We start from the raw sequence: 23,739 nt of genomic DNA, 5'->3' as shown, positions 1-23,739 counted from the left end.
AATAAGGCTTTCGTGGTAAACTATAATGAATATTTAGGTATTGGAAGTAACCGAAGCTTTACTCTTTACAATCTCCAATGCCTGCTCTAAATCTTCTTTTATATCCTCTATTTCCTCAATTCCCAAGGAAAACCTAATCAGTCCATCGGCAATACCTTGTTCCGCCCTTACTTCTGGGCTCATTAAAGCATGAGAAGTTTGTGTGGGAGATAATACGGTACTCTCTACACCGGCAAGACTCATGGAAGATTTAATAAGTTTTAACGATTTTTGGAATAAGGCGGGGTCTAAATAGGATTTAAGCTCAAAGGAGAGCATACCACCAAAACCTCGCATTTGTTCTTTTGCAATCTCATGGCCCTTATGCATAGGTAATCCTGGATAATTAACCGCATTAATGTCTTTATGATTGCTTAGAAAATTTGCCATATCCATGGCATTTGCATTTTGAGCCTTAACTCGCAATCCCATAGTTTTTATGCTTCGCTCTAATAACCAAACCGTATAGTCGCTTAAGCTACCTCCAAAATTCTTAGCTAAATGAAAAATACGTTCCATATTTTCCTTGGATGAAGCAACGGCTCCTGCACAGATATCCGAGTGTCCCCCCATATATTTAGTAGCGCTATGGATGACGATATCAATTCCAAAGTCGATAGGGTTTTGGTTGACCGGGCTGGCAAAAGTATTGTCGATCATAGAAATTATTCCATGCTTTTTCGCGAGCTGGGCAACACGTTTTAAATCGGTAATAGTCAGTAACGGATTGGAAGGGGTTTCTATATAAATAACCTTGGTATTCTTATTGATTTTAGCCTCAAAATCTTTGGTTTCCCATCCTTCGGTAAAAGAGTAGGTTATACCATATTTACTAAATTCCTCTGTAACTAAATTATAAGTGCCACCATATAAAGTTTGCTGTAACACTACATGGTCCCCTGCCCTTAAAAATGCCATAAGAGCAGTACTAACAGCTGCCATACCACTACCGAATATAAGCGCATCTTCCGCATGTTCCAAAGCTGCAATCTTTTTACATAGCCCTTCTTGATTAGGCGTATTAAAATACCTGGGATACCTTTTAATATCAACATCGTCAAATGCATAAGAAGTACTCATATATAGTGGTGAAATAGCCCCCTTATGTTGTTCATCAATTAGCTCTCCCTCATGCGTACAGATGGTATTTAATCCTTTTTTCTTCATACTTATTATTATCTTAAAATAATACTTAAAGGTACGGAATTACACTAAACCTTAAAGGTTTTCCACTTTCCCTTACGAAATAGAATAATGGAAATAATAGCCAACAAGATTTCCGCTGAGGTTATGGCCAAAAACACCCCAAGCGCTCCCAGATTGAAATAAAAAGCTGCCAAGTAGGCAAATGGCAACTGAAAAAGCCAAAAAGCAATTAAATTAATTCTAGTAGGGGTGCGGGTATCTCCAGAACCGTTAAAAGCCTGGGTCACGACCATACCGTAGGCATAAAAGATATAACCTGCCGCAATTATCTGCAAACAAAGGCCTCCATTTTCGATTACCGCGGGGTTACTATTAAACCACCCCACAATCTCTTTGGCAAAAAACAGGTACACTAACGAGACGGCTCCCATAAAATAAGCATTGTATTTCCCTGTTTTCCAAACCGATGTTTCAGCGCGTTCGGGTTTTTCAGCCCCCAAGTTTTGCCCCACCAATGTTGCCGCAGCATTACTCATTCCCCAAGAAGGCATTAAAGTAAAAAGCATAACACGAATGGCGATCGTATAACCTGCTAGGACTTCGCTTCCAAATTCGGACATCATACGCATTAAAAATACCCAGCTGGACGTACCTATAAGAAATTGGGCGATTCCTCCAAGGGAAACCCGTATCAGGTTCAACATCACTTTTACATTTAAGATCAAATCCCTAAAAGCCAACTTAATTCTACTCCATCCAAAAAATAGAATGCCCATTTGAAAAATTACGGCGGTTCCGCGCCCTATGTTAGTCGCTATAGCAGCTCCCATAACACCATACTCGGGGACAAATCCCCATCCAAAAATGAAAATAGGGTCCAAAATTATGTTTAGTCCGTTGGAAAGTACTAAGGTCCACATTGCAATTGAGGCATCACCGGCACCGCGAAAAATAGCGTTGATCAGGAAAAGTAACATGATGGTCAGGTTGCCCCCTAAAAGTAACTTGGTATAGCCATATCCTTCGGCAATAAGGTCGGGCTCTGCACCCATTAAGGATAAAATATCCTTGGCATAAATAAATCCGAAAAACCCAACGACCAGCGAAACCAATATTCCCAATCCTATGGCCTGTACGGCAGCTTCCTTGGCCCCATTAAGGTCCTTCTCTCCTACCCTACGAGCAACTACGGCCGTCGCCGCCATACTCAGTCCAATGGCAACGGCATATATCAAGGTTACGACCGATTCCGTTAGCCCAATGGTTGCTACGGCATTAACGCTGACCTGTGAAACATAGGCAATGTCCACCAAAGCGAAAATGGACTCCATGAGCATTTCCAAAATCATGGGTACGGAAAGCATAAAAATGGCCTTTCGAATGCTACCTGTAGTAAATTCCGATTCCTGACCCGAAATAGCTATCCAGAAATATTTTAAAAACTTTTGTATTGATTTTATAAGTGATTTCATTCTATAGAAATTACGTTAGTGGAAAGTGTGTAAATGTCTGCTTAACCGAAGTAGTAATATCGGTTAAGAAAATAGCCTAGTGGCAATGACATTTGCAAGTAACATAAATTTCTAGAGCTTCATAATGAAGCAAATATGCAAAAAAATATAATATCTTAGAAATTCTTTTAAATATTCATTGCCTATGACCGCTTACGACATTTCTGATTTTATAAAGGACTATCGCCAAAGCTTATTAAGAGTATTCATGGCCTTTCTTTTTTTATCCTTATGTATTTCATGTAAGAATACTGCAAAATCCGTGGAGAAAATTGTAGATACTAAATCAACTGGTTATCAAGGTCAAGCTCCCAGCCCAGTAGTCCCAACAACAAACAGACCAGTACAAAAACAATGGAAAGGAGTATGGACTTTTAACAACGAAACTTTTTTTTCCAACGATTTTGATGGGGCACGACTTAATGGCATTGCTGAAGATGGTAACGACCATTACACGATTTGGATTACTGCCGAGAATACCCCGATTAACGTAAGTCCTTGGTATGCTTTCAAAGTATGGACGGAAAATCCCAGAGAAATCACCGTTAAATTATCCTACCAAGATTCGAGGAGCCGGTATTATCCTAAAATCAGTAGGGACGGACTTAATTTTAAAAAACTGGATAGTGCGCAAATTGAGATTCTGAATCCTGGGGAAGGTGATTTTGGAATAAATGCTGCCCCTGAGTTTGTAGAATTAAAGTTGCAAATAGGGAAAGAACCTTTATGGATTTCTGCTCAGGAACTCTATACCTCCAAACGGGTGAGGGGCTGGATTGATTCTTTGTCCGTAAAGCGTTTCGTTTCCAATTATGAAATAGGTAGAAGTTCAGAAAAAAGACCGATGCACCTTATGGAAATTAAGGAAGATGCTACTACTAAAAAGGCAGTCATGATTATTTCCAGACAACATCCTCCTGAAGTCACCGGATTTTTGGCAATGAAGTCCTTTATAGAAACACTAAGTGGAGAAAGCCCTGAAGCCATTGCGTTTAGAGAGGAATTTGACGTTTTCGTAGTGCCCTTAATGAATCCCGATGGAGTTGACAACGGACATTGGCGCCACAATATGGGCGGTATAGATTTGAATCGGGACTGGGAAAATTTTAATCAACCCGAAACTCAAAGTGTACAAAACTTTCTTAACAAAAAAAGTGCAGAAGGCTACGAATTTGTTTTTGGTGCGGACTTTCACTCTACTTGGGACGATATTTATTATCCCATTGATAGTACCGTTACTGGAGAAAAAGGGCAAATTGTATTTGATTGGATTGATGGTATTAGCAACCGTTTACCTCAGAAACAGACCAATATTAAACCGTCAACCACTATACATCCGACTATGGTTTCTCGTAATTATTTTTATGTAAACCACAACATGCCCGCAATAGTTTTTGAGTTGGGAGACAATACACCGCGAGATTTTCTAAAAGAAAAAGGTAAAGTTGCGGCAGAAGAATTAATGAAACTTCTTATGAATTAGTTGGATTTGGAATAGTTGACTTTATATCGCCAATAACTTAATCCTCCAAGGGCCAAAACTCCGGCAACGGTATAATAAATAAATGATGGAGTAATTACTTGCGCTCCACTGGCATAACTATGTAGGCCTACAAGGTAAAAATTAACACCAAAATAGGTCATCATTATGCTTCCAAAAGCAATGACACTTAAGAAATTAAAAGTCCACCTTCCTCTGAGTCCAGGTACCAATCTGGTGTGGATGACAAAGGCATAAACCATAATGGAAATCAAAGCCCAGGTCTCCTTCGGATCCCAACCCCAATAACGACCCCAACTCTCATTGGCCCATTGACCTCCTAGAAAGTTTCCTATGGTCAACATAATGAGACCAACGGTTATGGCCAGTTCATTGATAATGGTCAATTCCTTCAAATTGATATCCATTCTCTTTTTGTTCTTTTTGGTCGTAAGTAATATCAGCACCAAGCAAACGACTCCCAAAATCATTCCAACGGTTAAAGGACCGTAGCTTCCTACTATAACGGCCACATGAATCATGAGCCAGTAACTATCCAGAACAGGAACCAAATTAGCTATAGAAGGATCCACCCAACTTTGATGGGCTATCCAGAGTAACATTGAAGAAACAAATGCAGAAGCCGCTATGGTCATGTCATTTTTCCGACCAAAGGCCAGGCCTATTCCCATAGTGGCCCATGAGACGTAAAGAATGCTTTCATAGGCATCGCTCCAAGGCGCATGTCCCGAAATATACCATCTCAACACCAGTCCGGCGGTATGCCATAGGAAAAAGAGAATAATAACCCCTTTAAAAAAGTATACACCAGCCCTCCAGATTTCTCGATCTTTAAAAATCTGGAAAATCAATACGAAAAACATTAAAACCCCTACCAAAGCGTAGTATTGATATAGTCTATTGAATATATCCAGCTTATTATAAATGACCTCTGTGTTTATTTCATTCTCAGAAGGTAAAACCTCACTCCCATGGTTTTCCTGGTTCTGTTTAAAAGCCGCCAACAATTTATCTGCTTCAGTATAATCACCACTCTGTTGCGCCTTGCCCAACGTCATTAGATAGTAGGGCATTGCATTTTTAACAAAATTAGCATAAAGGGAATCAGAGACCTGATATTGACCGCCCCTAAATTCCACAGCTGAAATCCATTTGTTATTCTCATCGTTCAACAAAGGGAAAATTTTCACTATTTGCTGGCCCAATGCTTGGTTTAAGAGACTAATACGAATATGGGCATCCTTGAAATCCTGTTGAAATTTGTTCGGATTATTCGTAGCAGTAGCATCCCTTAGATAGGGCTCCAGTTTGTAATTCCCTTTTTGATCAAAGAAGTCCGTTGCCTTCACATATTTCTGACCTAGCGGAATATCTATGATTTTCCGAATACTGTCATTTTGCGCTTTCTTATCCAAAGCTATAAACTCCGTATTGTACCACAGGGCAGGATTCATCATCATGGAAAGAAAAACCTGATCTGAACTATATCCCATGTAGGAATCCTTCAAACTCAATTTGCGTAGTAATTCCGAGGAAAATGTATTTATTGGCTTCATACGGCCACCCTCATCCTGTATTACCAGTTTACCGAATTTGTCCGCATGGGCCTTAGCAACTATGGTTGCGTTCAGCAGTGAATCCAACTGTTGTGCAGTGGGAGCCGCCTGATGGTCATGACCATCGTCTACAGAGTGTTCTTGGGCCACGGACGGAAACACTAACCCTGCCAATAGCGCTATGGTTGTTACTACCTTCTTCTTATTTTTTTAAGCTTATCCAAAGATTTGGCCAAATCCTTGAACCGCGTTTTTCCAAAGAACATGATGCCCATTAGACCTATATACAAGAGAAAATAACCGATATAGGTTATCCATGTACCCCACGAGTCATGATTCACGGAAAGTGTTGTACCTTTTTCGTCCGGGTCAAAACCCGATTGAAAAAAGCGATACCCCTTATGGTCCAGAACATGGTTCATATAAATATCATAATCAAAAGGACGCTCATCCTTAAGGGTGATTTTACTCATAAACGAAGCATATCCTTTTTCTGTCCCCGGATACTTTTCGGCGATAAAATCATTTAGCTGTATACCAAAGGGCAATTCATGCACCTTTGATCCGTAGCGTAGCGTGAAATCCAAACCACCAACGGTAAATTTATCGGAATAATCCGTTCCTCCCTTTCCTCCCAAAACCTTAACTTTCTTTGTCTCTCCATTGGAAGCAACCTCCATGATCAAGGCATCAAAATCTACTTCAGTTTTTTCGTTGTCAGGTATTTCGACAACCCCATAAGAACCTTGCACCAAAGAATCCGGAATTACAAACTGCATGTTTGCGGTATTATAAAGTGACCTTAGTTGGAGGTTTTGCAAACTATCTTTGGCTAGTGTACCTTGAAATTGGTCTGCCATCCTCATGAAACTCCCGTGAAACGGAGATTTTATCTGATACAAACTATCTGTCGTAAAAATATTGATGGCACCGTCCGTTTTTTTGTTCAGTGCGAATAAAACGTTATGTATACTAGCTACCTTTCCGTCTTCTAAAAAGTGCTCGTGGCGTTGACCATCACCGGCCTCAACTATTTTCAGATAGGCTTCGCCTTCCGTATCAGGAATTAAACCCTCTTTTGCACCCTCTATAAAATCAACATAAGAAACTGTGAAGGATTGGCCGTTAAAATCAGATTTCCATGGAAGGTTAGATTTTATAGCTTCTGAGGTGACGATTAAATCATCTTCAAGCGTTTTCCTTCTAGGTTCACCGTCAATTTCACCATCCACATTAACGGTTAAATAGGTCTTATCGGAATAGAAAACGTTCTCGGTTTTACCCTCACGTATAGGCATCATTCCTTCAAAACTTATATATCTGGTCACAAAAGCTCCAATGATAATTAAGATCCAAGAGAGGTGTAAGGTTAAAACAGGCCATTTTTCCCATCGTAAAAGTCGGTATCTAGAAATATTACCTGCAAAATTGATGACGAAAAATACCATGATGACTTCAAACCAGGTGGCATTATAAATCCATATTCTGGCCGTCTCCGTACTGTACCAACTCTCAATAAAAGTCCCGAAGGCCATGGCCGTGGCAAAAACAATGAAAAGAATGGCCATTAAGCGGGTGGAAAAGAAAATTTTCTTGAATATTTCCGACATGTGAAAAACATTGGTTTTCAGCTTGCAAAAATACCACCTTTTTACCTTTTTTATGCGATATTAAGAACTTAAAAGGTTAAACAAAGCTGTTAATTTTTAGCTAACTCATTACCTGTTTTTCTTCGTATTTTTGAATAATGATATCTGTGGTCATCGTGGGAACCGGTAATGTGGCAAAACATCTTTTTGATGCTTTTATACAATCGGAAAAAGTTTTAGTTAACCAAGTAATTGGGCGGAATAAAAGTCAATTGAAATATTTTGAGAAGAACACTAAGACCAGTTCTAATTTTGAAAAGGCATATCCCTCGGACATTTTAATTCTTGCCGTTAGCGATGACGTAATTGGTGAGCTATCCGAATATTTTAGAAAAAGTAATGCTTTGGTTGTACATACCTCCGGAAGTGCTCTTAAGGAAACACTTTCATCCCAAAGGAAAGGTGTATTTTATCCATTGCAAACCTTTACCGAGGGTCAAAAAATCGATTTTGAAACGATTCCAATCTGTATCGAAGCTGAAGACAATAGCGATTTAGAATTACTTGAGGAATTGGCCAGCTCTATATCAGGTCAAGTATTCAAAATTTCATCGGAACAACGGAAATCACTTCATATTGCCGCGGTATATGTCAATAATTTTACAAATTACATGTATCAGATAGGTAAAGAAATTTGTGAAGAAAATAATGTTCCCTTTGAAATTTTAATGCCTTTAATACGGGAAACCTCCAATAAAATAGAAAGGATTTCCCCAAAAGAGGCTCAAACGGGTCCTGCAAGAAGAAATGACCGTAAAACATTGCATGCGCAATTATCCCTTTTAAAGAAAAATGAACATCGAGAAATTTACAAAATAATGACAAACACAATAAAGGCGGCATATGGAAAAGAGTTATAAGGAATATCTTAAAGACATTACTACGTTCGTGTTTGATGTGGACGGCGTTCTTACGGACGGCAGCCTCTTAATTACCACAGAAGGCGAAATGCTGCGCAAGATGAATGTTAAAGATGGATATGCCATGAAAGTTGCCTTAGACAAGGGCTATAAAATTTGTATCATAACCGGCGGAACCAATGAAGGGGTGAGAAACAGGCTACGCGGTCTGGGAATAATAGATATCTATTTAGGATCCCATCACAAAGATGAACCGCTCGACGAGTATTTGGATGTTTACAACATTGACCCAAAACATGTTGTTTACATGGGGGACGATATACCTGACATTCCTCCTTTAAAAGCTGTAGGTTTGGCGACCTGCCCACAAAACGCAGTTCCAGAAGTGAAAGCCGTTTGCCACTATATTTCCCATATCAACGGAGGAGATGGATGTGTTAGGGATATCATTGAACAAGTTCTAAAAGTCCGTGGGGATTGGATGGATAATTTTAGTGCCGCTAATGCTTAAGGAAAAATTAAAAACCCATCAGATTATTTTAGCCTCCGGTTCGCCAAGACGCCAACAATTTTTTAAGGAGTTGGGAATAGATTTTGAGGTGCGGTTAAAATCGGTGGAAGAAATTTACCCCGAAAATCTGAAAGGAAAGGAGATTTCGGACTACCTGGCAGTATTAAAATCATCCGTCTTCCTGAATGAATTATTACCAAATGAAATCCTGATAACCTCGGATACCGTGGTCTGGCACCAGGAAGAATCACTTGCCAAGGCAAAATCAAAAGATGAGGCCATAACGATGTTGCATAAACTTTCGGGTGATTGGCATGAGGTCATTACTTCTGTTTGCTTTACGACAACAAGTAATCAAATTGTAAAAAACCGGACAACCAAAGTAAAATTCAGTAATCTAACAGATGCTGAAATCTTACATTACGTGGAGCACTATAAACCGTATGACAAGGCGGGGGCTTACGGGATTCAAGAGTGGATCGGCTTAATTGCCATTGAGGAGATAAAAGGCTCCTATACTAACGTTGTGGGATTACCTACCCAATTGGTTTACAAAACGTTAATGACCATGGTCGAGTAATTCATTTTGAGTAATTTTAATAAAAATATAAGGTATGTTCAAGAAGTGGCTTAAACTAGAAATATCAATCGTTTTATTAGCACTTATTTTTACAGTTGTGGAATCGTGCAAAGAAATAGGTGCGGAGCAAGAAAAGGCTATCGCTTTAAATGCAGAGGAAGAAAGTGCAACATCGTCTAAAAGGAATCTTTCACAAGAATTTAAGGATTATTGGTATGCCGGAAATGCAGAAATAAGCTCATACAAACTGGAGCAGGCAAGATACGGTGAACTACGCGAAGGCACTGCTGTCTTAATCTATGTTACCGAACCCTTTTTGCCTGAATTGCAGGTGAAGGCAGACGATAGCGACCCGAGTAACATTCCGGTACTTAAATTGAACAGTACTAAAAATTACCTTACGGGCATCTACCCCTACTCCATCATGACCAGTAGTTTTTATCCGGTTTATGATAACCAACATGCATTAAAGGTTTCGTTTTCCAGTCAAGAGTGGTGTGGTCAGGTCTATGCGCAATTGAATAATAGAAGTGATTTTGACATTATGTCGCACTCCTATTTTGAAACGGAGGCAGATCAAAATATCAAATTGACAAAGATGTCCTTGGAAGATGAAATTTGGAACAAAATAAGAATTGCGCCCTCTGATTTACCAACAGGTGACATGGAAATGATTCCCTCTTTTGAATACATAAGGTTGACACACAAAGAATTGAAGGGATACAATGCAACGGCAACGCTAACATCGGAGAACGAAATGAGTACTTACACCATTTCGTATCCAGAATTGGAACGCACCTTAAAGATTAATTTCACTTCTGATTTTCCACATACCATAGAGAGTTGGACAGATTCCTTTAAAGGAGGTTATGGGCAAAATGCTAAGGTGCTAACCTCTACCGCTACAAAAATAAATTCCTTAAAAACTCCTTACTGGCAACAAAACCAGAATAAGGATTTATATTTACGCGATAGTTTAGGACTGTAGCAAATGGAAGAATTTTTTGCCAACCATAGGAATGAATTTTTATATAGCCTAGTTACCCTAATTTTAGTCTTGATACTAAAATTCGTGTTCACCAAGGCAGTGCGAAAGGTCGGTAAATTGGGTGAACTAAATCCAGTCCGGACCAATCTCATCATCAAATATATTTCTATTGGCTTGACGATAATTGCGCTAGCTGCCTTGACACTAATTTGGGGTGTAAACTATAAAGATTTAGGCATTTTGTTGTCTTCTGTTTTTGCCGTTATCGGGGTCGCACTTTTTGCTCAATGGTCAATTTTGAGCAATGTGACGGCGGGAGTAATCATATTTTTTTCCTTCCCTTTTAAAATTGGAAATACGATAAGAATACTGGATAAAGAAATTCTAACACCTGATAATCCCCAAAATGATGAGTTTTTAATTGAGGATATTAAGGCGTTCCATATGCATTTACGGCGGCATAACGGTGAAATCCTTACCTATCCCAATAATCTGATTTTACAAAAAGGAGTGATTCTAATCGCTACCTATAAAGATGAAGATCTTGTTGCAGACGCCATAGATTAGCATTTTGTTAAAGAAGTCGTAAAATACTACCCTCGGGAAGTAAACTTGTTATCTTTGAAACTAGACTAAAACCGACACCATGCGCCATATACTGGTACTGCTTTTATGTATTTTTCTTATACCTTTATCCTCAAATAGTCAAGCTCCTAAAGAAAATGCATCAAACGATATTTACCATTCCATTCAAAAACTTAATTTTCTAGGATCTGCTTTGTATATAGCGGCTCATCCGGATGATGAAAACACACGGTTAATTTCCCATTTGTCGAACAATGTAAAAGCCAGGACCGGATATCTTTCCTTAACCCGTGGTGATGGTGGTCAGAATTTGATTGGCCCCGAATTAAGAGAGTTACTGGGTGTTTTAAGAACCCAAGAATTATTAGCCGCTAGAAGAGTGGATGGAGGGAAGCAATTCTTTACCCGTGCCAACGATTTTGGTTATTCAAAACATCCAAAGGAGACTTTGAAAATTTGGAACAAAGAATTGATTCTGGGTGATGTGGTGCGAACTATCAGAAAATTTAAACCGGACATCATTGTCAATAGGTTTGACCACCGTAGTCCAGGTTCCACTCACGGGCATCATACATCGTCCGCAATGCTAAGTGTAGAAGCGTTTGATATGGCGAACGACCAAAATGCATATCCTAATCAGCTGGAGACTACAGAAACATGGCAGCCAAAACGTCTCTTTTTTAATACTTCATGGTGGTTTTATGGGAGCGAAGAAAAATTTGAAAAGGCGGACAAGTCACAGATGCTAAATTTCGATGTGGGCACGTACTACCCCATTTTGGGGATGTCCAACAATGAAATTGCCTCTTTGGCGAGCAGCCAGCACCTTAGCCAAGGCTTTGGAAGATTAAGTAGTAGAGGCTCACAGGAGGAATACGTGGAACTCCTTAAGGGCGATCTGCCAGCGGACAAATTCAATTTATTCGATGGTATTGATACGTCGTGGTCGAGAATCGAAGGTGGAAAAGAAATTGGGGAAATTCTTTACGCTGTGGAGTCTAATTTTAATTTTAAGGAACCTTCCGTTCATTTACCTAAACTATTAGAAGCCTATAAATTACTACAGGGAGTTAAGGATGAGCATTGGAAAGAAATAAAAACGGAAGAGTTAGCCTCCATTATTCTTTCCGTCTCGGGGATTTACCTGGAGGCAGCTTCAAAAGCTGATTACGCGAATCCTGGGGAATCCATATCCATTACGATTGAAGCGTTGAATAGGGCCGAAAATAGTGTTGTTCTTAGTTCAGTTCTTATCAACCAGAAATCGGTATTGGATGCATCGGTAGACTTATTGAACAATGAAAATATCAATCGGGACATAAATTTTGAAATACCTGAAAGTATAGAATACACAAGTCCTTACTGGCTTATGGAAAAAGGAACCCTAGGGACATATACCGTAAAAAACCCTAAATTTATAGGCAAGCCCGAAACACCACGGGCACTTACGGCCACTTTCCTGTTGGATTTTGATGGATTGACTATTCCATTTTCAAAAGATGTGGTCTATAAATTTGCTAGGCCGGACAAAGGAGAATTGTATCAACCTTTTGAGATAGTCCCAGAGGCAACTGCCAAGTTCAGTGATAAGGTAATTATATTTTCGGACGATTCTCCCAAACAGATTCCTGTGACCATAAGTGCTCATAAGGATAATTTAGTCGGAACAGTTCAATTATGCCACGGTAAGGAATGGAATGTAGACGCAGAAACAAAGTCCTTCACTATTGCGAAGAAAGGTGACGAACAGACTATATATTTTACCCTAAGTCCCCCATCCAACGAAAATGAAGATTACATATCACCTATAATTAAAGTAGATGGCAAAGAACTAACCAAAGAGTTGGTTACCATTGCTTATGATCATATTCCTACCCAAACTGTATTATTGCCATCGGAAGCAAAAGTGGTACGATTGGATATTGAAAAGATTGGTCAACACATAGGCTATATTGTCGGTGCAGGTGACGACGTCCCAACAAGCTTAGAGCAAATTGGCTACACAGTGCATATCATTGACCCAGCAACCATTGGTGAGAATACATTGGATAATTATGATGCCGTAGTAGTTGGAATAAGGGCCTATAACGTTGTTGAAGAACTCAGTTTTAAACAAAAGTATATTCTGGATTACGTAAACAAAGGTGGAAACGTAATTGTACAATACAATACCGCTGGCAGATGGGCCTCACAATTTGAAAACATTGCGCCTTACGAATTGGAAATATCAAGAGATAGGGTCACCGACGAAAATTCTGAAGTTCAAATAATTGCAAAGGACCACGCGCTGGTTAATTTTCCCAATAAAATAACCCCAAAAGATTTTAACGGCTGGGTACAAGAACGAGGTTTGTACTTTCCAGATAAATGGGGAAAGGAGTTTACCCCTATCTTAGAAATGAAAGATGAGGGAGAAAGTTCAACAAAAGGAAGTCTTCTGGTAGCTCCTTATGGTAAAGGTCACTATATTTATACGGGACTAAGTCTTTTCCGAGAGCTTCCCGCGGGCGTACCCGGAGCCTATAAATTGCTATCCAATATGATTTCGGTTGGGAAAGAAAAGGTAGAATCAAAGGAGAAATTAAAAGGATGAATCAAGAAAAAGACGAGAGCAAGACTTGGAAGAAGGAATATTCAATTGTCCTTATTCTTAACCTTTTATACGTACTTATTTTCTTTTACATAATGAAATCATTTACATAGTATGGGAGTTTTAGACTGGACTATCCTTTGTGGAACTTTGCTCTTTATTGTTTCCTATGGCGTTTGGAAGACGCGTGGAAGAAAAAAATGTAAATGATTATATCCGTGGGGGTAACGAGGCTAAATGGTGGACCATAGGTTTATCTGTTATGGCTACCCAAGCTAGTGCCATCACCTTTTTATCCACGCCAGGTCAAGCTTTTCATGATGGCATGGGGTTCGTACAATTCTATTTTGGGCTACCCTTGGCCATGATAATTATCTGTTTGGTTTTTGTGCCCTTGTACCATAGAATGAAGGTATACACAGCGTACGAATTTCTTGAAAGTAGATTCGATCTCAAAACGCGCACGCTTACCGCTATTTTGTTTCTGATACAGCGTGGTCTCGCCGCAGGGATTACCATCTTTGCACCCTCAATTATCCTTTCGGCAGTTCTAGGCTGGGATTTAAGAACATTGAATATTATCATTGGTACCTTAGTCATCATCTACACGGTATCCGGAGGTACCAAAGCTGTGAGCGTAACCCAAAAGCAACAGATGTTCATCATCATGACGGGAATGTTCATTACGTTCTTTTTTATACTGGGATACCTGCCCGCCGACATCACGTTTAGCAAGGCAATGAAAATTGCCGGTGCAAGTAACAAGTTGGAGATCTTGGATTTTAGTATGGATACGAAGAGTAGGTATACGTTTTGGAGCGGTATTACTGGAGGGTTATTTTTAGCACTCGCTTATTTTGGAACGGACCAAAGCCAAGTACAGCGATATCTCACCGGTAAATCGATTAGGGAAAGTCAATTGGGTCTGGTTTTCAATGGAATATTTAAAATTCCGATGCAATTTTTTATCCTTTTGGTGGGGGTAATGGTCTTTGTTTTTTACCAATACAATCCATCACCTCTTAACTTCAACCCTTCGGCCACCGCCGCAGTAATGGAATCTAAATATGCGGAAGACTATAAATTATTGCAGGAGGGCCAAGTTGAGCTTGAAGCGGAAAAGAGAATAGCACAAAATGAATTTTCCTCGGCGTTGGAGATCAAGGAATATACTGCGGTTGAAGAAGCAAAACAGCATATTATACGAATCAATCAAAAAGACAGTGCCAACAGGGTCGCTGCCAAAGCCCTGATTAGACAGGCCAACGATGTAGTGGAGACCAATGATAAGGATTACGTATTCATCCACTTTATTCTGAACAACCTGCCAAGGGGACTCGTCGGATTGTTATTGGCGGTCATATTATCCGCGGCCATGTCATCAACGGCATCCGAGCTTAATGCCTTGGGAACGATAACAGCGCTCGACATCTATAAAAGAAATAGGCCCTTAAATGTAAAGCTTCAATCATTTATGGAGTTGATTTCCTTTGGTTCTTACAAGAACAAAAGAAATTTGGGATTAACAGATGAACATTATGTAAAAGCATCCAAAGGTTTTACCTTGTTATGGGGTATCGTAGCCATTCTTATAGCTTGTATTGCCAGTCTTTTTGACAACCTTATTCAATTGGTAAACATTATTGGTAGTATTTTTTATGGTAACGTTTTGGGAATATTTTTATTAGCGTTTTTCTTTAGATTCATTAAGGGTAATGCGGTGTTCTTCGCCGCCTTGCTAACACAGATCATCGTGTGTGTTATCTATTATAATCTTATACACATCTATCCTTCCGGGGAGGAAAAATTAGGTTACTTATGGCTTAATTTTATTGGCTGCGCTTTGGTAATGGTCACCGCATTTATTTTCGAGGCGTTTGACAGAATGCTGAATAGGCCGCTTAGCAATGCGCATTAGACCACTTTGTGAAAGAAATTTTTAGCACCTGTGATTACCAATGATAAAATCTCAAATAGCTTCCTATTTCCGTAAATACTATTCCGAATCATTTAAGGTCATTAAATCACCGGGAAGAGTAAATATAATCGGTGAGCACACTGATTATAATTTAGGCTTTGTATTACCGGCATCCATAGAAAAAGCGATTTACTTTGCTGTTAATCTGAATAACTCCGACGAAATAAATATTGAAACTTTTTTGACTTCACCGGAGAAAATAACCTTTAAATTGGAGGGACAGCATAATTCCTTTGATTCCTTTTGGGGAAATTACTTTAAGGCTATACTAGAAATATTAAGAGAAAGAAATTATCCGCTAAAAGGTTTTGATTGTGTATTCGGCGGGGATATTCCAATAGGTTCAGGGCTATCTTCATCCGCTGCCCTTTGCTGCGGATTTATCTATGCCCTTTCGGTCGTCCTGGAAAAAGAAATACCTAGAAAGGAAATTGCATTAATTGCACAAGGGGCGGAACATAAAATTGGTCTCAATTGTGGCTTGATGGATCAATACGCCGTACTGTTCGGAAAAAAAGGGAATGCATTGTTCTTGGACTGTAAAGATTTAAGCTACAAATATGTTCCTATAAATTTAAAGGGATACAGTTGGGTACTAATAAATTCCAACATCAAGCATAATCTTGCGGTTGATTCTGAATACAACAAAAGAAGGGCCTCTTGTGAGACGGTCGCAACGGAAGTTTCAAAGAAAAAAGATAACGTTTCATCCTTAAGAGAAGTTACTCCCCAAGATTTAGAAGATGTAAAGAATCAGGTTGCGAAATTGGACTTCACTAGGGCAAATTATGTAATTCAAGAGAACGAGCGGGTTTTAAAAATGATTGAGTTACTGAACAAAGGTGAAGCTGAATTGGTGGGAAAAGTACTGTTGGAAGGACATTGGGCCATGTCCAAAGAGTTTGAAATAACCACAACCGAGTTAGATTGTTTAGTGCGTATAGGCATGGAAATCGATGCCGTCCATGGATCTAGGATGATGGGTGGCGGCTTTGGTGGTTGCACGATCAATCTAATTAATACCGATAGTGTTGATGAATCCGTAAACATTATACTGTCCAAATACAGAAAAGAAACTGGTATACTGGCGGAAGTCTATCAGTTACAAATTGGTGACGGAGTCCATATTTTAGAATGATTAAGAGTCAATTCAAGATTTAGTAAGACTGAAAAAAAATCCACAAACCAATTGAGGTTTATGGATTTTTGAATTTTTATATGTTATTACGTTTACATAGCACCCCACTCCTTTAAGGAATCGGTATTCATCTTTACATAATCATCATTCCCTGCCTCTTTTGCGGCTGCCAGCGATTTCTTCGCAACCTCAATAGCTGCCTTTTTATCTCCCGCCTTGGCGAGAATTAAAGACTGTTGTCTCAACTGCCAAAAGGCCGGTTTTTCGGTCATTTGCATAGCTTTATCCATCCACTCTTTAGCCTTCTTTATGTCTTTTCCTTCGCTAGCATAATAAACCGCAGCAGCGTAATAATCTCCCGCTGTAGGACCCCCTAAGGCTCTATCAATGCTCTTCATGACCGTAGCATCGGTTGGTACTTCAAAGGGAATTGCCACATATACGTTTTCCCATATGATTCCCAAATTGGCACCGTTACTTTTAACATCGTCAATCGTAATGGTAAAGGTTTCAACCGGCATTTCCATAACATATACTGGCACCGTCGCTTTGGCTACGACCTTAGATTCGTCCCAATCACTTGGGGTACCGCCACCCTCCGTATCAGTATAAAAGAATACTTCCCAATTTTTTTCACCAGGTTTGGTAAAAATGGAATACATGCCTGCTTCAACAGGTTGACCGTCGATAGTAACATCGGTATCAAAACTTATTTTGGTATAAGCATTTGCCCCGGTCCTCCATAACTTACCATAAGGAACCAAATCACCAAAAACGGTTCTGCCACGCATGGAAGGACGTGAATAGTCCACCATAACCTCTGTCAAACCAACAGTTTGCATCAATTTTGAAGCCGGACTCGGTGCCGGAGTTTGGATTTGCGCCTCTAAAGAAAGAGAAGCTACAATAGCTAAAAGAAAAAGTACTACTTTATTCATGGTTATATTAATTTTTGAATTCTAACAAAACTAAATATAATGGTTAGTCAGAATTGTTAAGGAAGTCCTAAATAAACTGTATTCGTAGTGTAATTTAAATTGAAAGATTTTTTAACCCAATCTCTTCAATCAAACATCGTGCTTTCTTATATCTAGTATCACTTTTACGGACACCCGATACGATTGACAAAACGAATAATTGACCCTATCATCTATATTTTATTTTTTGTTTAACTCTTTATATTTTTAGTTAAACGTAAATGCATTTATATTTGTTTAAAATCGGTTAATGAAATTATACCAACTCCACTCTAAGCAAGCTTTGCCTATATCTAAACAGAAGGCTTGGGACTTTTTGTCAAACCCTGCTAATCTAAAGACTATAACTCCGGACCACATGGGGTTCAATATTCTTTCAGGGGCGGATAGAGCTATGTTTGCAGGCCAAATCATACAATATAAGGTAAAACCTTTTCCAGGTTATTCTACCAAATGGGTAACGGAAATCACCCATATAAGCGAAGGTGAATATTTTGTGGATGAGCAGCGATTTGGACCTTATGCCCTTTGGCATCATAAACATTTTATAAAAGAAATTGATGGTGGGGTGGAAATGGAAGATATAATCGACTATAAAATTCCTTTTGGTTGGCTTGGACAATTGGCACACCCACTAATAGTGAAAAAACAACTACTAGAAATTTTTGGTTACCGAGAAGCAAAATTAATTGAACTGTTTAGTAAAATTGATGGTATACCAAACGAACTTACTTTAAAATCTATATAAATGAAAAATATTTTACTCATAGGAGGCTCGCACGGAATTGGCCTAACTATAATTGAACAATTAAAGGAATCCCATAAAATATACGTTGCTTCTAGAAGTAACGATTCTTTGGATCATGGAAATATAACACATATACCTTTTGATGTGACAAAGGATGAATTAGATTTATCCAAATTACCGGAGCAAATTGATGGTTTTGTGTATTGCCCGGGTTCCATTAATTTAAAGCCTTTTAAAATGATGAGCATGGATACTTTTACAGAGGACATGCAATTAAACTTCTTCTGTCTGGTAAAGGTTGTCAAAGAAATTATTGGTAGAATGTCAGATGATTCCAGTATGGTTTTTTTCAGTACTGTTGCAGTAGGGACCGGAATGCCATTCCATACTAGTGTGGCGGCAGCAAAAGGAGCTATAGAAGGTTTTGCCAAATCCATGGCGGCAGAATATGCTCCCAAAACCAGAGTGAATGTTATTGCTCCTTCACTGGTAGATACACCTTTGGCAAAACGATTGTTGAACAATGATAAAAAGCGAGAGGCCATGGGCGAAAGACACCCTATGAAACGTGTGGGAGAAACAAGCGATATTGCCAATATTGCCGTATTTTTATTGAGCGATAAAAGTTCTTGGATGACAGGTCAAATAATCGGGGTAGATGGCGGGCTGTCAACGTTAAACGTAAATTAAATGGGGAAAGACAAGATTTCAATATTTTGGTTCAGAAGAGATTTAAGGTTGGATGACAATGTAGGTTTTCTTTCTGCATTAAAGGGCGACTATCCCGTTTTACCTATCTTTATTTTTGATACAGAAATACTTGAAAAACTCCCAAAAGATGATGCCCGGGTAACCTTTATTTTTGAAACCCTTCAGGAAATGCGGAGTCAGCTACAGGAAGATCACGACAGCTCCTTGGCCATGTTTAATGGAACACCAAAATCAGTTTTCAAAAATTTAATCGAAGATTACCAAATTCACTGTGTTTACACCAATACGGATTATGAACCCTATGCCAAAGAACGCGACGAAGAAATAGCAAAGCTTCTAGAAGAAAACGATGTTGATTTTAAATCTTTTAAGGACCAAGTTATTTTTGAAAAGTCGGAGGTTGTAAAAGATGATGGCGACCCTTACGTGGTTTACACCCCTTATAAAAATAAATGGAAGTCGCATTTTGACGCGGATGATGACTTAGTAATACATTACACGAGTCAATCCTTGGACAATCTTATACAACACTCCAGGTTGCCCAATTTATCATTAAGCGATATCGGGTTCGAAAAATCTTCTTTAAAGGTTCCAGATTATACCGTGACCCCTACTCTAATTAAAAATTACGAGGATACTAGGAATTATCCAGCTATTGAAGACGGTACGTCTAGGTTGGGACCTCATTTGCGTTTTGGAACCGTTTCTGTACGAAAAATGATGAAAAAAGCTATTGCGGAGGAGAACGAGGTTTTTTGGAGCGAACTTATATGGCGGGAGTTTTTTATGCAAATACTTTGGCACTATCCCAATACCACAACTGAAGCATTCCGCTCAAAATATGACCGTATTGAATGGCGGAATAATGAAGATGAATTCGAAAAATGGAAAAATGGCCAGACAGGTTATGCCCTGGTAGACGCAGGGATGCGACAGCTAAACCAAACTGGTTATATGCACAATCGTGTGCGTATGCTAGTGGCTAGTTTTCTTTGCAAGCACCTTTTAATAGATTGGCGTTGGGGAGAGGCTTATTTTGCCGAAAAACTATTGGATTATGAAATGAGTTCCAACGTTGGCAACTGGCAATGGGCCGCTGGTAGCGGTGTTGACGCTGCGCCATATTTCCGTATTTTCAACCCGATGACCCAAGTGGATAAATTTGATAAGGATAAAAAATATATCAACAAGTGGGTTCCAGAGCTACAGGATTCCTCTTATCCAGAAAAGATGGTTGATCACAAAGAAGCTCGTGAACGCTGTTTAGAAGTCTACAAAGAGGCCGTAGGATAATACGACCTTTAATATAACTATTCGGTGAAATCCAATTTGGATAATTGACTGTTTAACACCCGTTTGTCAATAACCCTATTTCTAAGAATATTGATATAACGTAAGGCGTTTCGAGTTCCATAATCCGAGTATGATTTTGAAGCAAAATTAATGGCTTCTTCCAAGTTTCCATTTATCTCATTGATGATCGCCATATTATAACATGCACGTCCGGCAATTTTGGCATCCGGATGATTTAGGTCCTGTTCCCATAGTTCGGCCGCACCTTGCCAATTCCCAGCTTGAGCTCTGCGTTTACCTACCACAAAGTTGTCCGTGCCTCGTACGAAATACTCTCTGGTAACACGTCTTCTTAATGGTTTTATTTTCAGTCCATAACTATTTCCATTGGCACTGCTCACTTGCTTCACCGCCTCTTTTCTTCCCATTACGGCCTCCACCGCTTTCATGGGATTTATGCCTTCCCCTATTGAGGTCACATAGTCATTGGTAGCTATCTGATCTAACAATTGTTTATTTAATGGGTCATAAACACGCCATCCATTTTTTATGACCGTATTCAATGTAATTTTATGACCGGGAACCTTAGCTTTTATACCAAAGCTATTAGGTATCGTTATCGTGGTAATCTGTAAATCTGCTTTGGTGTCCGTATCATAAAACTCAAGAGAAAAAAGTACATCTACGTTATTTTCTTCGCAAATCTGCTCAACCGTGGACCAAGGTAAAGCAGCAGGGAAAACGCCCAATCCTTTCTTTTGGGCATCACCTTCTTCTATAATTCTGATGGCTTCAAAACGATTGTCTCGACTGAGTTCATCTGAGAGCCCTATTACGGCTGCCTCTGCGCCTTCTTTATCCAAGTTTAACCCTTCTAAGGATAAGATTTTATCTATTTGATCCACTGTTTTATTTCCTTCAGAGGGTACGCTCCTGTTTATAATTCCAATTTTGGTTACGTCAGATGCCAAATAAATATCGGCAGGTTCCGTAACGCTCATGGTTAAATTGTTTGTTGCAGCACAGGAACTTAGAAATAATCCCAGCGTGCAAAATGCGAAAATATAAATGTTGGTCTTCATGGTTATTCGGTTGTTAAGATGGATAAATTTCTATAGTTAAACATCTGATAGCTAACGATAAATAGCATATTTTATTGCTTTTTAAAATCATATTATGCGTCTATAAACTGCTTTGATAGGCAAGCTATAGGGTTTAATCCATCACAATTGATTCTTTTATTGACGCTTTTAAAATGCTATATTTACGAAGCCTGGTTTCATCGGGAATCCCCATGGCTTTAAAAAAATTAAAACGAACCAACACCAGAATAAAATGAAGAAAAAATTACTTTTTAACCTGCTCATATTAACTTCTATCATTGCTACCGGACAGAAAATGGATAGTGACAAAAAAGCAATTATTGCATCTGTAGAATCACACAAAGAGCAACTTATAAAAATAAGTGACTCCATTTGGGCCCTGGCGGAAACCGCTTTTAACGAAATTGGTTCTTCCAAAATTCTTGCGGATTATGCCGAAAAGAATGGGCTTAAAGTCACCCGTGGCGTAGCGGATATTCCAACTGCCTTTACTGCAACTTATGGTTCCGGTAAACCTGTGATTAGTATTTTAGGAGAATTTGATGCCCTCCCAGGAATTTCCCAAAAAGCCTCCCCAGTTAAAGAACCCTATGAAGAAGGAGCAGCGGGCCATGGATGTGGTCACAATATGTTCGGCACCGCTAGCCTTGGAGCCGCCATCGCAATCAAAGAGCTCATGCAAGCTGGCAAGATTAAAGGAACTGTAAAATTTTTAGGGACACCGGCCGAGGAAAAATTTTTTGCCAAGGTTTGGATGGTCAAAGCGGGACTATGGGATGATGTCGATGTGAATATAAGCTGGCATCCTTCCGCGGGTATTGAAGCGGATGTCCAGAGCGGGTTATCACTTATCGATTTTATTGTTGAGTTTCACGGTCAAACGGCTCATGCCTCTGCTGATCCGTGGAATGGAAAGAGTGCCTCCGATGCTTTGGAACTTTACACAACGGGGATTAATTACTATAGAGAACACATTTTACCTTCTTCAAGAATCCATTACCACATACAGGATGGTGGCCAAGTGGTGAATGTAGTGCCCGACTATTCGAAACTATGGGTACGAGTCCGCGACCCCAAGCGCAAAATTATGCTCCCCACTTACGAACGTGTAAAAGCAATGGCAGAGGGAGCGGCGATTATGGCCGATGTGGATTATAAAATCTCCTTGGTCTCCGGTATTTATGAAACATTGGTCAACCGATCGGGTGGCGAAATTATGCAGGAGAACCTAGAGTTGTTAGGGCCTATTAGTTATACCGAAGAGGAAACCGCATTTGGCAAGGCTATACAAAAAGCTACTGGAAAACCGGAAGTGGGTATGGACAGTAAAATCTATCCATTAAAGGAGACCGAAGAAAATCCCGGTGGAGGATCTACGGATGTTGGTGATGTAAGTTGGAACGTTCCCAATATAAACTTGGGCGTTACCGTTGCCCCAAAAGATACGCCTTGGCATTCTTGGGCCGTGGTGGCCTGTGGTGGAATGTCCATTGGACATAAGGGAATGGTCTATGCTTCTAAAGCAATGGGGATGACCATGTTAGACCTTTTCAAGAACCCTAAACTAGTAGACAAGGTCAAAGAAGAGTACAAAATGAGAAAAGGGGATGAAGTCTACGAGCCCATGATTGATGGGCCTGCCCCTATTAATGGAAACTAAAAAAATTTAAAAAAACTGCTATGTTTGGATTATTCAAGAAGAAATCAGAAAAAGAAAAATTAGAGGATGAGTATAAAAAACTCATGAAGGAGGCATTTGACCTGTCCAAAACCAACCGTTCTGCAAGTGATGGAAAGTATGAAGAAGCGGATAAAATTCAAAAGCGAATAGCGCTGTTAGAAGAAAAATAATAAATGAGCCACCATAAGGGAGGTGCTCATCTAAATCTATCGCATGAAAAATAGTATAATCTTCTTAACCCTATTTATAAGTTGTGGGATTTTTGCACAATCCTTTGACTTTAAATATGATCATTATTCCTTTATTGTGAAGGATTTGGAAAAGACCGGAGCCTTCTATAAGGATATTTTAAAGTTGGAGGAAATTCCACATCCCTCCGCAACAAGCGGATTTAGGTGGTTTAAAATAAATGGAAATTCACAACTGCATCTTATTGGTAAGGATAGCGTAGCTATGAAACATAGTAAAAGTGTACACCTATGCCTTGCGACGCAAGATTTGGATAGATTAATTAAATTTCTAAGAGAAAAAAAGTGCCATTCTCCGATTGGCCAGGAGAAAAGAACAGCGTCACTCTAAGGGCGGACGGTGTTC

At 39.4% G+C, this 23,739-nt stretch carries 18 protein-coding genes and 2 pseudogenes; 15 read left to right on the top strand and 5 right to left on the bottom strand.

All coding sequences use genetic code 11. The features are described 5' to 3' along the window. Window positions 1-33 precede the first annotated feature (33 nt). Together N8A89_RS16050 and N8A89_RS16045 are read right to left on the bottom strand one after the other, a co-directional pair. Window positions 34-1,206, bottom strand: a complete 1,173-nt coding sequence (locus tag N8A89_RS16050; RefSeq protein WP_281543131.1) for a trans-sulfuration enzyme family protein — start codon at window positions 1,204-1,206, stop codon at window positions 34-36. 44 nt (window positions 1,207-1,250) lie between these two features. Next, window positions 1,251-2,657, bottom strand: a complete 1,407-nt coding sequence (locus tag N8A89_RS16045; RefSeq protein ID WP_281543130.1) for an MATE family efflux transporter — start codon at window positions 2,655-2,657, stop codon at window positions 1,251-1,253. A 184-nt stretch (window positions 2,658-2,841) separates the two neighbouring features. On the opposite strand from N8A89_RS16045, the gene N8A89_RS16040 reads away from it, so the two are divergent. Continuing rightward, window positions 2,842-4,179, top strand: coding sequence for a M14 family metallopeptidase (locus tag N8A89_RS16040; protein ID WP_289644607.1), 1,338 nt, complete (start codon window positions 2,842-2,844; stop codon window positions 4,177-4,179). On the opposite strand, the pseudogene N8A89_RS16035 reads toward N8A89_RS16040, so the two are convergent. Next, window positions 4,176-7,363: pseudogene (locus tag N8A89_RS16035) on the bottom strand (cytochrome c biogenesis protein). The gene N8A89_RS16040 and the pseudogene N8A89_RS16035 overlap by 4 nt on opposite strands. 137 nt (window positions 7,364-7,500) lie before the next feature. Between N8A89_RS16035 and N8A89_RS16030 the strand changes: the two are divergent. From N8A89_RS16030 to galK, 8 genes and pseudogenes are all read left to right on the top strand, one after another. Then, on the top strand, window positions 7,501-8,262 hold the full coding sequence (locus N8A89_RS16030; protein ID WP_281543127.1) for a Rossmann-like and DUF2520 domain-containing protein: 762 nt from the start codon (window positions 7,501-7,503) through the stop codon (window positions 8,260-8,262). Continuing rightward, window positions 8,246-8,773, top strand: a complete 528-nt coding sequence (locus N8A89_RS16025; protein ID WP_281543126.1) for a KdsC family phosphatase — start codon at window positions 8,246-8,248, stop codon at window positions 8,771-8,773. The genes N8A89_RS16030 and N8A89_RS16025 overlap by 17 nt, the downstream gene beginning before the upstream one ends. Then, window positions 8,766-9,353 carry a Maf family nucleotide pyrophosphatase gene (locus tag N8A89_RS16020; RefSeq protein ID WP_281543125.1) on the top strand — a complete coding sequence of 196 codons (588 nt, stop codon included), beginning with the start codon at window positions 8,766-8,768 and terminating at the stop codon, window positions 9,351-9,353. Before N8A89_RS16025 ends, N8A89_RS16020 begins: the two co-directional genes overlap by 8 nt. 34 nt (window positions 9,354-9,387) lie before the next feature. Then, complete coding sequence (locus tag N8A89_RS16015) at window positions 9,388-10,341, top strand: septum formation inhibitor Maf (RefSeq protein ID WP_281543124.1); 954 nt, start codon at window positions 9,388-9,390, stop codon at window positions 10,339-10,341. Between the two features lie 3 nt (window positions 10,342-10,344). Next, window positions 10,345-10,908 (top strand): mechanosensitive ion channel domain-containing protein, encoded by a 564-nt coding sequence (locus tag N8A89_RS16010; protein WP_281543123.1) that lies wholly within the window; start codon window positions 10,345-10,347, stop codon window positions 10,906-10,908. Between the two features lie 79 nt (window positions 10,909-10,987). Continuing rightward, window positions 10,988-13,519, top strand: coding sequence for a PIG-L family deacetylase (locus N8A89_RS16005; protein ID WP_281543122.1), 2,532 nt, complete (start codon window positions 10,988-10,990; stop codon window positions 13,517-13,519). 111 nt (window positions 13,520-13,630) lie between these two features. Further along, window positions 13,631-15,434: pseudogene (locus tag N8A89_RS16000) on the top strand (sodium:solute symporter family protein). A 40-nt stretch (window positions 15,435-15,474) separates the two neighbouring features. Beyond that, window positions 15,475-16,632 carry a galactokinase gene (gene galK, locus N8A89_RS15995; RefSeq protein ID WP_289644605.1) on the top strand — a complete coding sequence of 386 codons (1,158 nt, stop codon included), beginning with the start codon at window positions 15,475-15,477 and terminating at the stop codon, window positions 16,630-16,632. A 92-nt stretch (window positions 16,633-16,724) separates the two neighbouring features. Here the strand turns inward: galK and N8A89_RS15990 are convergent, their stop codons facing one another. Next, complete coding sequence (locus tag N8A89_RS15990; protein ID WP_289644604.1) at window positions 16,725-17,570, bottom strand: DUF2911 domain-containing protein; 846 nt, start codon at window positions 17,568-17,570, stop codon at window positions 16,725-16,727. Between the two features lie 289 nt (window positions 17,571-17,859). Between N8A89_RS15990 and N8A89_RS15985 the strand changes: the two genes are divergently transcribed. The 3 genes from N8A89_RS15985 to N8A89_RS15975 are packed head-to-tail and all read left to right on the top strand — an operon-like array spanning window position 17,860 to window position 20,361. After that, window positions 17,860-18,357: an SRPBCC family protein gene (locus tag N8A89_RS15985; RefSeq protein ID WP_281543118.1), complete on the top strand. Its 498-nt coding sequence runs from the start codon at window positions 17,860-17,862 to the stop codon at window positions 18,355-18,357. Then, window positions 18,358-19,047: an SDR family NAD(P)-dependent oxidoreductase gene (locus N8A89_RS15980; RefSeq protein ID WP_281543117.1), complete on the top strand. Its 690-nt coding sequence runs from the start codon at window positions 18,358-18,360 to the stop codon at window positions 19,045-19,047. It begins immediately after the preceding gene. Then, window positions 19,048-20,361 (top strand): cryptochrome/photolyase family protein, encoded by a 1,314-nt coding sequence (locus N8A89_RS15975; RefSeq protein WP_289644594.1) that lies wholly within the window; start codon window positions 19,048-19,050, stop codon window positions 20,359-20,361. 17 nt (window positions 20,362-20,378) lie between these two features. Here N8A89_RS15975 and N8A89_RS15970 read toward each other — a convergent pair whose 3' ends face one another. After that, the gene (locus N8A89_RS15970; protein ID WP_281543116.1) at window positions 20,379-21,362 is read right to left on the bottom strand and encodes a DUF6340 family protein; all 984 of its coding nucleotides are present in this window, start codon (window positions 21,360-21,362) and stop codon (window positions 20,379-20,381) included. Between the two features lie 334 nt (window positions 21,363-21,696). On the opposite strand from N8A89_RS15970, the gene N8A89_RS15965 reads away from it, so the two are divergent. From N8A89_RS15965 to N8A89_RS15955, 3 genes are read left to right on the top strand one after another with little or no spacing between them, the layout of a single operon-like run. Next, a complete protein-coding gene (locus tag N8A89_RS15965) occupies window positions 21,697-23,124 on the top strand; it encodes an amidohydrolase (RefSeq protein ID WP_281543115.1) in 1,428 nt (475 codons plus the stop codon). A 20-nt stretch (window positions 23,125-23,144) separates the two neighbouring features. After that, window positions 23,145-23,315 (top strand): Lacal_2735 family protein, encoded by a 171-nt coding sequence (locus N8A89_RS15960; protein ID WP_281543114.1) that lies wholly within the window; start codon window positions 23,145-23,147, stop codon window positions 23,313-23,315. A 43-nt stretch (window positions 23,316-23,358) separates the two neighbouring features. Further along, window positions 23,359-23,724 (top strand): VOC family protein, encoded by a 366-nt coding sequence (locus N8A89_RS15955; protein WP_281543113.1) that lies wholly within the window; start codon window positions 23,359-23,361, stop codon window positions 23,722-23,724. The last annotated feature ends 15 nt before the right edge of the window (window positions 23,725-23,739 follow it).

The sequence above is a fragment of the Maribacter aestuarii genome (assembly GCF_027474845.2).
GTDB lineage: Bacteria > Bacteroidota > Bacteroidia > Flavobacteriales > Flavobacteriaceae > Maribacter > Maribacter aestuarii.
Note: the sequence above shows the minus strand (reverse complement) of the source record. Positions and strands in the feature narration are given on the sequence as shown.